This window comes from Corynebacterium choanae (assembly GCF_003813965.1).
GTDB classification, from domain to species: Bacteria; Actinomycetota; Actinomycetes; order Mycobacteriales; family Mycobacteriaceae; genus Corynebacterium; species Corynebacterium choanae.
This window is the reverse complement of the sequence record NZ_CP033896.1, coordinates 446,818-459,827: the sequence shown is the minus strand read 5'-3', so window position 1 is coordinate 459,827 and position 13,010 is coordinate 446,818. Positions and strand designations below refer to the sequence as shown.

Here is a 13,010-nt window from a genome sequence, read left to right as displayed (position 1 = left end):
CCACTATTGCTGTGAACATCTCGCCCCTGCTCGCGCCAGGGACGCCATATCCCCTAGCGATGATGAGCCTGAAGGATCTTTTCCTTGCAACGCGAAACGCCCAGTCTTCCCCACCGGGGGATACAGTCTTGCTGTTTGCTACCACCGGGGAAGGGATTACTGGGCGTTCAATGTTGCGTCGTGCTACAGCCCAGCAACCCGCAGGCTCAACCATTTTTGGCTGCTGGTTGCTGGTTGTATGCAACGCGACCGGATACTAGGGGCGCGGAATATTGCGCAGGTTTGACTTGGCAAGTTCATACATTTTGCCGACACCGCCCTCGAGCACGGTGCGTACCGCAGCAGTCGCAAACCCCTTCATCTGATCGAAGGTGATATCCGGCGGAATCGACAACGCATTCGGATCGGTCACCATATCAACCAACACCGGACCGTCGTGGGCGAAGGCTTCCGCAATACTCGACTGCAGCTGGGCTGGATCGGTCACCCGGATCGCTTTGATTCCGCATCCTGCAGCAATCGCCGCATAGTCGACATGTTCATGGTCGGTCTGCGACTCAGGTAACCCTTCAACGAGCATTTCAAGCTTCACCATGCCAAGCGACGAATTGTTGAAGCAGAAAATCTTTACCGGCAGGTTGTGGAGTTTCACCGTAAGCAGCTCACCCAGCAGCATGCCCAGCCCGCCGTCACCGCTAAAGGACACCACCTGCCGGTGTGGATAGGCCATCTGTGCGCCGATCGCCTGCGGTAACGCGTTGGCCATTGTGCCATGCCTAAACGAGCCGATAAGTTGCCGCTGCAAAGAATCGTTGGTGATATAGCGCGCCGACCAGACGTTACACATGCCGGTATCGGCGGTAAATATTGCATCATCGGCTGCTAGCTCGTCGATGAGCCGGGCAGCATATTCGGGATGAATTGGGGTGTGGTTCTCTACACCCTTGGTGTAAGCCTCAATCACGTCGCGCAGCTTCTTTTCATGCAGTTTCAGCATTGAATCGAGGAAGCTTCGGTCAGTTTTCTGCTCCACATGCGGCAGAATATTTTCAATGGTTGCTGCCACATCAGCCACAATCGGATGACTGATTTTTGTGCGGCGACCGATTGCATTGGCATTAATGTCAATCTGGGCGACATGCTTTGTCGGCAAGAAGGTGTTGTATGGGAAATCGGTGCCCAACAAAATCAGCAGATCGGCCTCATGACAGGCGTCATAGCAGGCGCCGTAGCCAAGCAGCCCTGACATGCCAACATCAAACGGGTTACCTGGCTGAATAGCCATTTTTCCGCCCAATGCGTGACCAACCGGCGCATTGAGTTTCGCTGCGAGAGCAAGCACTTCCTCACGGGCGTGAGCCGCCCCTACCCCACAGAACAGGGCAACTTTTTCAGCCTTGTTGATCGCCTCAACCAGCTGTGCTGCAGCTGTCGGATTGGGATAGACCACTGGCTTATCAACGGCAATAGCCGATTCAAGAATCGGGGTATCCACCGCGTCTTGGGTGGTCACATCACCCGGAACCACCAGCACCGACACCCCGTTGCCCGCCATCGTCGACTGCAGGGCATGATGCAACACCACTGCACCCTGCTCCGCCGAGTTGACGAGTTCGCAGTAGCTTGAGCATTCCTGGAACACCTGGGTGGGATGGGTTTCCTGGAAGAAATGCGAGCCGATCTGGCGGGAAGGAATATGGGAAGCAATCGCCAACACCTTCGCCCCATTCCGGTGGGCGTCATAAAGCCCCTGGATCAGGTGCAGATTGCCAGGACCGCACGACCCGGCACACACTGCCAGCTCACCGGTAGCCAGCGAGTCGGCACCGGCGGCAAAAGCCGCCGCCTCCTCGTTGCGCACATGCACCCATTCGATTGACGACTGGGTGACCGCATCGGTGATCGGGTTGAGTGAGTCACCGGTTAACCCATAGATTCGTTTTACCCCGAGCTTCTCCAGGGTTTCCACCAACTGGTGGGCAAAGTTTTTCGCCATGATTGTTCGTCAAGCTTTCTTTTTTCTCGGTGCAGCGCCAGCAACCCCACTCCTTGGTGATCGTTACACCAACAACACCCTGCACGGCACGCACTCTCCGCGACCAGCAGGCGTCCAGTTGCCAGCTGCTGCTGTCGTTTCCCCTTCTAGTCAAACACAAAGTTCATTGTGTTGGCGGCGACAGCACTGCCACAACCCGGTTTAGTAGTACGTTTCCGTTCATCTGCTACCACCGGGCAGCGACTTCCCCCGGCGACGGCGGTCATTTTTTCACCACCTGCCCCGCCCCCGATAACCCAACGAAACAACCCTTGGGGGTACTACCTTAAGAATTATTCGGCAGCAACAGGTTGCTTCCGCGGCAGCCCGCCCAATCTTTTACACTTACGAAGCACTATGGACTTGTTCATCACCCGCGTGCGGCCGTGGGCGCGCACCCCTGATACCCCTGCTTGCGATATCACTATCAGCGACGGCGTGATCTGTGCGATTAGGCCACATGATCCTGTCAATGCTCAACCACCGACCGGCACCGAAATACTTGACGGCGGCGGCGGAGTCATTGTTCCCAGTTTGAGTGATGTGCACGCCCATCTTGACTCGACCCGGCTCGGCCTCCCATTTCGTCCACACACGGCAGGCCGCACCCTTGAATCTCTCGTCGATAATGATCTTGCCAACTGGCGCAGCGCCGAAAAGGACGTCACCTGGCGGGCAACCCACACCCTAGGCACCACGATCGCCGCTGGGGCAACAACCATCACCAGCCACGCCCAAATTGATCCGCAATCCAAACTCGACCGATTCCACGGAGTGTTAGCCGCCCGGGAACACCACCAGCATCGGGCAGATGTCCGGATTGTGGCCTTCCCTCAAGCCGGGGTAATCCGTTCTCCTGGCACCACAGCGTTACTGGCGGCTGCCCTGGAAGAAGGCGCGGACTGTATCGGCGGTATTGATCCCTGTGCTTTCGACCGTGACCCAGTCGCACAGCTCGACTGTATCTTCGACTTAGCGGAGCGCTACGACAAAGATGTCGATATTCATCTCCACGAGAGCGGCACCTTAGGTGCTTTTAGCATGGAACTCATTGCGGAACGAACCCGCGCCCTGCACATGCACGGCCGGGTCACCATCTCCCACGCCTTTGCCCTCGTCACCCAGCCATCACCTGCCCAAACCCAACATTTGCTAGAACAGCTCGCCGAAGCAGATATTGCGGTGACCACAGTTGCCCCACCTGGCCGCACCATAGATCTCAATAGGTTGCGTGACTTTGGCATTCGCGTCGGTGTAGGACAAGACGGTACCCGCGACTATTGGAGCCCATACGGCGACGGTGACATGCTCCGCCGCACCTGGCAACTGGCGTTTTGCTCCAATTATCGGGCAGATGCCGATATTGAACACGCCTATGCGGTGGCTTCTGTGGGCGGCAAACAAATCAACAATCCACGCTACTTCTCAGCCGCGGCACTCGCGAATCGAGGAATCACGGTTGGGGCACCAGCTGATCTGCTTATTCTTGACGCGGAAACCGTGACTTCCGCGGTGATGGACTGTCCAACCGGGCGGATCGTCATCCACCGTGGCACAGTCGTTGCCCGCGACGGAAGTCTTGTCGAATAACCCAGGCCGACAGGCAACACACCCAGCAAGCAAGGGATAGTGGGGGTGTTGCAGCGCCTGGCGCGCCGGGCGCTTTTTTGTTGCCGGTTTTCTCAGGGGTCGGGGAAATGTCGTGGGATTGGGTTTTGCGGGGTGGGTTTTGGGCACGAAAAAGCCCCCTACCTGGTGTTTCAGGTAGGAGGCGGGTGAGCTGGAGACGAGACTTGAACTCGCAACCTACGGTTTACAAGACCGTTGCGCTACCGATTGCGCCACTCCAGCAGCATGCCACTTATGAGTCGAGACAAGACATCTTGCCGTAAAGACATGTTCGCTGCTGGGTTGAACCCATACAGACGATCATGCTTCACCGAAGTCTTGCCGCATACCGTGAACACAGGGGCCGGTTGCTGAAGTCAGCGCCGGTTACCCGCACGGTGGGCACGTAGCAAGACATCGTACAGCACAACCACGATTGGGCAAATTTTCACCGTTGTACAGCGCAAGTTTCCCGCCCAAGGGGCGTGGTACTGCCAGCTGCACCACGATCTTCCCAGCGCTACCGCTGGCGGAATTCAGTGCCGCGTCACAGCGTCAAAATTCACCTTTCGCCCCCACATTCGCATCGTGTGTTTCGTGACGAGTACGCTAGGAATCTGTTGTCGTTCGATAGTGAAGTTTTCACCAACTATCCGCAGGTGAACGCCTAGTCTTGGAGTCATGCAAGACCCCGGCCGACAACTGTCCAATAACCGCGAGAGGTAGGGGTTGTTCATCGTGGCGCGACGCTTGACGGGGTTACTCCCCGGGTGGGGAAAGTTGTCGACTGTCGACCAGGTTGCCGTCGCCCCACCACCATCCCCGTTGGCGCCAGTTGATCTCACCGATCCGCTGGAAGTTGCGGCAGTGATGGATTTAGCGGCGCGCATCGGGGATGTGCTGCTTGCTTCAGGTACCGGAAATACCGATGCCCGCACCCAGATTCACGCGGTCGCCTCCGCCTACGGGCTGCACTATTGTCACGTCGATATCACCTTCAACACCATCACAGTGTTTACCCATGTTGGGGCAACAAAAGGCCGCCCTATCAGCGTGTTTCGCGTGGTGCGCAAACTGTCGCTTGATTTCTCCAAACTGCAAGATGTTGATCGGCTGATTCGCCGAATTCAAGCCGGCCAACTGCCGCCGTTTGAAGCGGAACAAAACCTTGACCGGATTTTGCAGGCTAAACCGCCGTACGGCTATCTCGTGTCGTTGCTTGGTTGGGCGATTATGGCAGCGGCTGTGGCAGTACTGCTGGGCGGTAACTTGTTGGTGACGTTGATTTCGCTCTGCTCCGCCGCCGTCATCATGCACGGGTTTACCCTGCTGGGTAAGCAGGGATTGCCGGACTTTTTTAAAAATATTTTCGGCGGCATTGTGGCTACTGTGCCTGCGGCGATCACCTACCAGTGGGCGGTAACCAATGATGTCGATCTCACACCGTCCCAAATTGTTGCCTCCGGGATTGTGGTGATGCTCGCCGGATTAACACTGGTGCAGTCGTTGCAGGATGGCATTACCGGCGCCCCGGTGACCGCATCGGCACGGTTTTTTGACACGATCCTGCTCACCGGCGGCATTATTGCTGGTGTTGGTATCGGTATTCAGCTTGCCGGAGCACTCGATATCTCGTTACCTCCCCTCCAGACGCAAGCTATTGCCAGTGCCGGCTCATTGGCGAAGGTACTCTCCGGGGCGGTGGCCTCCGCAGGGTTCGCGATCGCACTCTATGCCCGCTGGTCGTCAGTGCTGGTGGCTGGGGTGACTGCGTTGATCGGTTCCGGCTTCTACTACTATGTGTTCATTCCACAGGGGTTTTCCCCGGTGATCGGGCTTGCCGCAGCCGCGACCATCATCGGGTTGATTGGTGGTTTGCTAGCCCGCCGCTTCGCCATTCCGCCGCTGATTACCGCCGTGTCTGGGATTACACCGCTGCTTCCCGGGTTGGCGATTTATCGCGGCATGTATGCCGTGTTGCATGATCAGATTCTGTTGGGTTTTTCCAATTTAGCGTTAGCATTAGCTATCGGTTCCGCCCTGGCTGCCGGGGTGGTGTTGGGCGAGTGGATGGCTCGTAAGATTCGCCGGCCACGCAAGACGTTGAACTTCTATAAGGGATTCCGGCGGCCGCGAACCAGTGTGTTTGAACATTCCACCCCAGCAGCGGATACAACCGCCACCGCCGAGTAGCGGGTACCTGCCGCAACGGTGCATGCCATCGCGGGTTGCCTACCCTTTGGTGTTCGCTGCGGGAAGTGCGTTGCGTGCAATGCTGGCCGCCTGCCTACTAGCCTCCCCTGCTGCTGGGCATTTATGGTAAAATAGCCGTTCGCGTCTGCGACGTGATCGTGGTCAACGATGGTGCCTGCGACAGCTGGTGCTCTCCGCCAGGTGCACTCGTATCCGCCCCTCATTGGCCACCCACCCTATTATCATCATTGTTTTCCAGGAGGATTCGTGCCACCTAAGGCTACTGATACCAACTCCCCGAATGCCGAGTCACTCCATTCGATTAATGCGCCTACAGCAGCGGCGGCGCGCCGGGTGGTAGCAACCTATGCTGAGGATTTATTCGAATCGGCAACGATGATGAGCATGCTTGGTGTGGAGCCAGAAGAGCTCAACTATCGTCTGCTTGCCAAGGAGCATTTGGAAGCCCAGCAGGCGGCTGAAACGTCGAAGAAGACCCGCAAGGCTACGAAGAAAGCCACCAAGAAAGCGGCGAAGAAGGCAACGAAGAAAGCCACCAAGAAGGCAACGAAGAAAGCAGCGAAAAAGACCACGAAGAAAGCTGCGGCAAAGAAAACCACCAAGAAGGCGTAACCAAACACGCAAGTAGGCGGGAAAACCCGAGAGTCCTTACATATTTGGGGCTGGCAGGGGCTCGCCCGCTGCGGCTGTTGACGGTGAGGGCGTGTACTGCTTGCCGCGGGAACGTTTTAGGTAGTAGTAAACCCCACAGTCTGGCTGATGTTATCCAGCTGGCTGTGGGGTTGCTTACGCTGTGCCGTCGCTTCGTTCGGGTGTGGGGTAGGCTAAATCAACCACTGTGGCCGGGCGCACTGTCCGGATCCCTCGGCGCCGCCAAGCTGCGGCAGCAGGGCAATTTGTGGGGTGTGATTGTTGCTATTTTTGTGATTTGGAGTGCGTTATGGACTCGTGTGCCCCGGCCGGGTTTGTGGTGGTTGCAAACCGGCTACCAGTCGATTCCACGATCGCCGCGGACGGCACCATCACCACGACCACATCACCGGGTGGTCTAGTCACCGCCCTCAAACCGGTGCTTGCCCGCACCAAAGGCCATTGGGTGGGGTGGTCGGGGCTTGTTGATCTTCCTGCCGGCGCTGAGCAGCCGCAGCGAACCGAAGATGGGTTATCCCTTGTTCCGGTGTCGTTGACCAGCAGTGACTATGCCGAGTTTTATGAGGGCATGGCCAATGCGACGCTGTGGCCGCTCTATCACGACCGGGTTGTTGCCCCTGAGTTTCATCCGCACTGGTATGCGCGCTATGCGCAGGTGAATCAGGCGTTTGCCGATGCGGCGGTTAAAGTCACTGCCCCAGGTGGCACGATTTGGGTGCAGGACTATCAGCTGCAGCTTGTGCCGGGGATGATCAAGCAGCAGCGTCCCGATGTGCGGGTGGGGTTCTTTTGCCATATTCCTTTCCCCGGCCCGGATTTATTTGGCCAGTTGCCGTGGCGGGAATCCATTCTTGCCGGGCTGGTTGCCAGTGATGTGCTGGGATTTCAGATTGTGCACTGTGCCGAGAATTTTCTCGCCACAGTGGCACGGTTTCTCCCTGCAGCGACTATTGTGCGCACGGCTGCCGGTAACCGTGGGGTGCAGGCGGAGATTCATCTCCCCAATGGGCATGTGTGTGTTGTTGGGGCGTTTCCCATCTCGATCGATGTGGCACAGGTGCGGGAGGTCGCAGCAACCACCGATCCGATGCAACTGCGCGCCACCTTGGGCGATCCGGCGATTGTGCTCGCCGGCGTGGATCGGCTGGACTATACCAAAGGGATTTTGACCCGGCTTGCAGCGATTGAGCAGCTGCTGCAGCAGCAGGTTTTCGACCCGGCGACGATGACGTTTGTGCAGATCGCAACCCCTTCTCGGGAACGTATCGAGGAGTATCAGCGCACCCGGGAGCTTGTGGAGCAGGCGGTGGGTCGGATCAACGGTACCTATGCCCGGTTGGGGCGGCCGGTGATTCACTATCATCACACCACCTATGCTGCGCCGGCGCTCTATGAACTGTATGCGGCAACCGATATTATGGTGGTCAACGCCATGAAAGATGGCATGAATCTGGTGGCGAAAGAATATGTGACCTGCCGCAATGGGAGACCTGGCCAGTTGGTGCTCTCCGAGGCGGCAGGGGCTGCCCAAGAGTTGCGGCAGGCGCGACTGATCAACCCGCACGATGAGCAGGAGCTTGCTGCAGCGATTGCGGCTGCAATCACCACAGTGCAGCATCACCCGGATTCGGCGGTTGCCGACCTGGCGACGATGGCGGCACATATTGCCCAGTATGATGTGCAATATTGGGCGGATGAGTTTTTAGCATGTTTACGCCCTTGAGCTGGTATCGATCACCGTGGTTGATGCACCTTCGACTGACTGTTCCACTAGAAAAGCTAGACCGGTGTTTATGAACGTTGTGCCTTTCTCGGTTCGCTGCCGTGTGCTGCTGGCCGGAGCAATGCTTGCATCGCTAGTGGGTTGTGCCCACGGTGCGGATGATCCGGCACCGCTGACGGATTATCCGTGGGAGATCAGTTCGGTATTTGTTGCCGGATATCCCCCGCAGCTACCCGGCGGCGGCCAGGCAGTGTTCTCCCCGCAGGGGATGTTGTTGTCTGATGCGTGCGGGCTGTTTCGTGCCCACACCTCCTTTTCAGTGATCCCGAAACAGGAGCAGCACGACTATGTCGGTGGCGATATTGTGCTGCCCGCTGATGCACAACTGTGGCAGGTCACGCTTACCGACCGGGACACGAAACCCTATCCGTGTGCGGCGAAAAACCAGTTTTATCACGATGCGATCATCGATATTGTCAATCGTGAAACGGTTATTGTGCGACGGGTTGATGAGGCAACGTTGCGGATCTATGCCGCGGATGCTGCTGGTGGGCTTGCTGTGCCAACAGTGGAGCTTATTGCCGATCGGACACCGAACTAGTTGGCGGTGTCCATCGCCGTAAGCTGGTGCCCGCGCGACGGTTCCACACTGGGGTACCGGTCACATTATGCCCATTGCGGACGGCTTGCCCAGTAGGGTCGATGACAGGATCGGCGGTCGTTGCAGTGTGTTACGACCTGTCGCCGACGCTGACGTGAGTGTGCAAAAGGGAGATTGTTGTTCCGTGACTGTAGCTATCGATTCTGCTTTCGACCGTGCTGTTAACGCTGCCGAACTGTTGGTGGTCAGTGATTTTGATGGCACCCTTGCACCGCTGACTGGGGACGCGATGCGGGTGCATCCCGATCCGGTGGGGGTGGCTGCACTGCAGCAGCTCAGCGAGTTGCCGCATACAACAGTGGCGGTGCTCTCGGGGCGGGATCTGCAAAGTTTGGCCAAGGTGGCGCCGCTGCGGGAACCGGTGGTGTTAGCAGGATCCCACGGTGCAGAGACGGCAGGTGCCCAAGAAACCGCGAATGAACAGCAGCAGCGGCTGCTGCATAGTGCAGCAGATGCCCTGGAAGCGATCGCCGAGCAGGCATCGGGGGCGTTTGTGGAATACAAGCCCTATCATTTAGCGCTGCATGTTCGGCTGGTAGCAGATCAAGAACACGCCAGCCGCATGCTTGAGGAGGCGGCGTCGATCGCCGCGAACATTGATGGCCTGTCGGCCACATTTGGCAAATGTATCGTAGAGATCGCCGCCACCACCTGCACGAAGGGAACCTGGATTCAGTCGCAGCAGCAAGCAACCGGAGCAACAGTGACGATTTTCGCCGGTGATGATGTCACCGACGAGCACGGGTTTGCCGCACTTCAACCCACCGATATCAGTATCAAAGTTGGCTCCGGGGCAACGGGTGCCCGCTACCGGCTGGCTGACACTGCGGCAATTAGTCAATGGTTTGCGCGGCTCGCTGCCGCCCGGGCAGCCCGCTACAGCGCAAACTAGCCGCATCACTGCCCCCAATTGAAGGCATTAGCCGGTGCTTACTTGCCCACAGCGGCACAGTTTTGGGGGCTACACTCGCTATACTTTGTTTCGTGCTGGTCAAATTCACACTGCGTAATTTCCGTTCCATTGCCGCGGCGGCGACGATCGATTTTCGACGCCCAGAATTGGCTTCGGAAACCACCAGCGACGAGGAACTTGCGGCCGCAATGCCCACCGTGGGGGTGCTCACCGGCGATGCGGCCCGCGGCAAAACCGATCTCGTGTCCGGGCTTCAGCTGCTCAGCACCTGCATGTGTCATTCGACGGAAGACAACACACTGGTGCGCATGCTGGCGCATCCACATCCTGCGAATTTGCAGGACTCCACCGAGTTTTCGCTGGTTTGGCTAGCCGGTGGTTTGCGCTATGAACTGCGGCTTGTCGTCGACGCGCAAGGGATTGTCAAAGAGTCACTGCGGGTACGCACGGACACAATGTGGATTCCGCTCTACACCCGCACCGGAACCAACCAGTTTTTTCACGCCGAGGCCGGGGTGACATTTCAGCAGTCCCGCACCATCGCCGATATGGCAAGCCCGTGGACATTAACCCTGTCGGCGTGGGCGAAAATCGGCAATGTGGAACGTCATGCGGAAGCAATCGCATGGATCACGAAAGCAGTGGTGATGCTGCCGCCGATCCCCCAGGATCCCACCCCGGAAGGCCAGTGGGAATTATTGCTGCGTTCCCTTGCCGACCAGCCCGCATTGCTGGGTGATATGGCAGCAGTGCTGCAGGCACTTTATCCGGCAATCATGGAACTGAGCATTCCATCGGCGGCGGTGGCAGTGGAAGATCGTTCTGCGTGTACCGTGCTCAACGCCGCACTTGCCGGCAAACCTATTCCCCACAGTCACACCCATGTGACGGTAAGCACCGCCCAAGTGTTGCGAATACTGCCCCTGCTGCAGCTAGCGTTTGCCGACGGTTCCCGACGCCGCCTAGCAGCACAAGGATCCGATATTGCCACCATCGGGCAGCTGTATCATTTGGTGGCGATTATCTCTGCCCGGCTGCTGGGGGGCATTGTGATCGCCGATTTAGCTCGCACCACAGTAGATGTGCAGCGAGTGGTGGCGGCGGCACATACTGCAATGTGTGGACGCAGCCGGGCATGCACGAATGGCACCTCCCCTGCCCAGATTCTGGTGGCGGTGGGACAATCCCAGGTGGCGGAACATCTGGCGCGCACTTCAACGCAGCCGATTGCACTGTGGCGGGTCGATCCGGGCAGCGGCGGCACCCTGGCATTAAAACGGGTATCCCGCAGCCTGGTGCCAGCGGAAGAAGAAGGCTCCCTCCACCCGCCGAGCTTTCTGCAGATCATCACCGAAGCTGTGCCTGACTCTGCACCCACCGCCGCCAGCAGCACCCCTTCGACGACTCTGCGCAGCGCACATAATCCACCATCAGCGCAGCCTGCTGCGCCACAGCAGCATTCCTCGTCTTCTCTTGGGGTGTTTTAACCCATCGCTTTCCACCCCTTAGTTGGGGGTAAGAATCGGCAGGTTCACTGTTCTGCAATGGCCGTGTAGCATACCAACTGCCCTCACTGAAGTGTATTAACTTCTACTTCGCCCCTGCTAAGCTTGCCATAGCCGCGCAATCCGCATCGACCACCACCATCAGGTATTGGTCAAGTAAATAACTTTGATTAGTTTTACCGATAATATAGTTATATCGTGTACCCCCGGGGCACGGCTTCAACCCCGCCCCATCCCTGTCACAGCAGCATCCATTCCTGCGACTGCCTGGTGTGCCGACTGGAACAATGAGAGGTGTCAACAGGCATGTTAGTGCTGTGCTCAGTACATAATTACCGATCTCATCATGATCCGACCGTGCTCAACCTGGTCGATCCAGCAACCTGGGTATGCGCCCACGGCCCGTCGGCCACCACCTGCACCGTGCTGCACAGCCCCAGTGCCGGCGGGGTGACCAGTCTGCTGGCACCACTGGCCTCCTTATCCGAGTCGAATCTGCACCCAATCGGTTCAGCAACCACCGTCGAACAGCTCTATCAGCCGCATCTCGCGCAGCTTGCCCGCCCCTGCAAGTTTCATCTCACCTATGTGCACGACGGATTCCATTTCCGCTGGCAAGTCAATGTGGATGCCCGCGGGGTAGCGGAAGAAGAAGTGTTCTACCATAAGCAGGGTGCGACCTCTTGGGAGCTGCTGTTCCAACATCGCGACGATGAGGTCGTATTCGGATCTTCTGCGAATGTGTCCCCTGCCGATCAGGCAATGATCGCACAAGCCAGCGGCAAAATGGCGGTCGCGTTACCGGCACTGCGGTCAACCAAGAAATCTTCCCCGTCGAAGGCTGCCTCCACATTCTTCACCCGCCAACTGGTGTGTATCCGCGACGGTGGTGCGCAAGCACCCTTATCCCGCATCATCTATCGGCATATCGCGGCAAACCCGGAACTGCTGCGAATCATCCCAGCAGCCATGACCGCCGGCGGTTTTGATACCGCCGGGATTGGGGTGAACTCGGCAAAGCTCACCGCCCGGTTAAAGCCGGTCGCGAAACTCTTCGGCACCATTGAACCGCTGCACTCCCCGGAGCAGGTGCGCGCCATGATTCGCGCCCACAAACAAGGAAATCAGCGGGTTGCTCCCCCGTGGCCACATGTCACCCTCACCGACCTTGCCCGGCTACTGCCCCATGCGGCAATCACCCACAAAACCGGGTTTACCACCTATTCCCTCGCCCTAGCTGAGCATTCCCAAACCGCCCAAACCTGGTGTCGGGTCTCCCTGTCAGCTGGGGTAACCCTGCTCACCGGCGGCACGCTGGTCATTGACAACGCCGACAGTTTCCTCACCCCACGACTGGTGACACTCCTGCAGGAATGGTTCTGCGATGAGACCCTCAATCCGCTGCGCGCACAGCTGGTGTTAGGGATCCGCAACCCGGAATTAGCTGCCGCCCTCTCCCAGGGGCCGATCAACTTCCGTCATGTCGCACTTCGCCAAGGGGCAAGCGTGTTGCACGACGAAATCCCGGAAGATTCCACGATCGCGGCTTTGCGTACCACCATTAAACACCCCACCCCAACCGAAACCAACAATGTGCCACTAACTTGCACCTTGTCATATCTTCGACAGTTGCTGGAGATACACGACCACTAGCAAGTAGCCCGCCACCCGGCACACCCATGCCAGCCCGCCACCCTTCA

The 13,010-nt window shown here is 58.0% G+C and carries 10 protein-coding genes and 1 tRNA gene; 9 read left to right on the top strand and 2 right to left on the bottom strand.

Annotation, left to right across the window (positions count from 1 at the left end):
* Positions 1–11 precede the first annotated feature (11 nt).
* Entirely contained in the window at positions 12–260 is a 249-nt protein-coding gene (locus CCHOA_RS01625) for a hypothetical protein (protein WP_123926083.1), read from the top strand.
* Here the strand turns inward: CCHOA_RS01625 and CCHOA_RS01620 are convergent.
* Positions 257–1,996, bottom strand: a complete 1,740-nt coding sequence (locus tag CCHOA_RS01620) for a pyruvate dehydrogenase (RefSeq protein WP_123926081.1) — start codon at positions 1,994–1,996, stop codon at positions 257–259. The genes CCHOA_RS01625 and CCHOA_RS01620 overlap by 4 nt on opposite strands.
* Positions 1,997–2,392: 396 nt before the next feature.
* Here CCHOA_RS01620 and CCHOA_RS01615 point away from each other — a divergent pair, with 396 nt between their 5' ends.
* On the top strand, positions 2,393–3,625 hold the full coding sequence (locus CCHOA_RS01615; protein WP_123926079.1) for an amidohydrolase family protein: 1,233 nt from the start codon (positions 2,393–2,395) through the stop codon (positions 3,623–3,625).
* Between the two features lie 188 nt (positions 3,626–3,813).
* On the opposite strand, the gene CCHOA_RS01610 is transcribed toward CCHOA_RS01615, so the two are convergent.
* Positions 3,814–3,886, bottom strand: a tRNA-Thr gene (locus tag CCHOA_RS01610).
* A gap of 495 nt (positions 3,887–4,381) precedes the next feature.
* Between CCHOA_RS01610 and thrE the strand changes: the two genes are divergently transcribed.
* The 7 genes from thrE to CCHOA_RS01575 all read left to right on the top strand — a co-directional run bounded on the left by thrE (position 4,382) and on the right by CCHOA_RS01575 (position 12,963).
* Positions 4,382–5,836 (top strand): threonine/serine exporter ThrE, encoded by a 1,455-nt coding sequence (thrE, locus tag CCHOA_RS01605; protein ID WP_245992163.1) that lies wholly within the window; start codon positions 4,382–4,384, stop codon positions 5,834–5,836.
* Positions 5,837–6,103: 267 nt separating this feature from the next.
* Positions 6,104–6,469, top strand: a complete 366-nt coding sequence (locus CCHOA_RS01600) for a hypothetical protein (RefSeq protein ID WP_123926077.1) — start codon at positions 6,104–6,106, stop codon at positions 6,467–6,469.
* 328 nt (positions 6,470–6,797) lie between these two features.
* Positions 6,798–8,231 (top strand): alpha,alpha-trehalose-phosphate synthase (UDP-forming), encoded by a 1,434-nt coding sequence (locus CCHOA_RS01595; RefSeq protein WP_123926075.1) that lies wholly within the window; start codon positions 6,798–6,800, stop codon positions 8,229–8,231.
* 70 nt (positions 8,232–8,301) lie between these two features.
* Positions 8,302–8,832: a hypothetical protein gene (locus CCHOA_RS01590; RefSeq protein WP_123926073.1), complete on the top strand. Its 531-nt coding sequence runs from the start codon at positions 8,302–8,304 to the stop codon at positions 8,830–8,832.
* A gap of 184 nt (positions 8,833–9,016) precedes the next feature.
* Positions 9,017–9,784 carry a trehalose-phosphatase gene (gene otsB / locus CCHOA_RS01585; protein ID WP_164472343.1) on the top strand — a complete coding sequence of 256 codons (768 nt, stop codon included), beginning with the start codon at positions 9,017–9,019 and terminating at the stop codon, positions 9,782–9,784.
* Positions 9,785–9,876: 92 nt separating this feature from the next.
* The gene (locus CCHOA_RS01580; protein ID WP_123926069.1) at positions 9,877–11,292 is read left to right on the top strand and encodes an AAA family ATPase; all 1,416 of its coding nucleotides are present in this window, start codon (positions 9,877–9,879) and stop codon (positions 11,290–11,292) included.
* Positions 11,293–11,604: 312 nt separating this feature from the next.
* Positions 11,605–12,963 (top strand): hypothetical protein, encoded by a 1,359-nt coding sequence (locus CCHOA_RS01575; protein ID WP_123926067.1) that lies wholly within the window; start codon positions 11,605–11,607, stop codon positions 12,961–12,963.
* Positions 12,964–13,010: the final 47 nt, after the last annotated feature.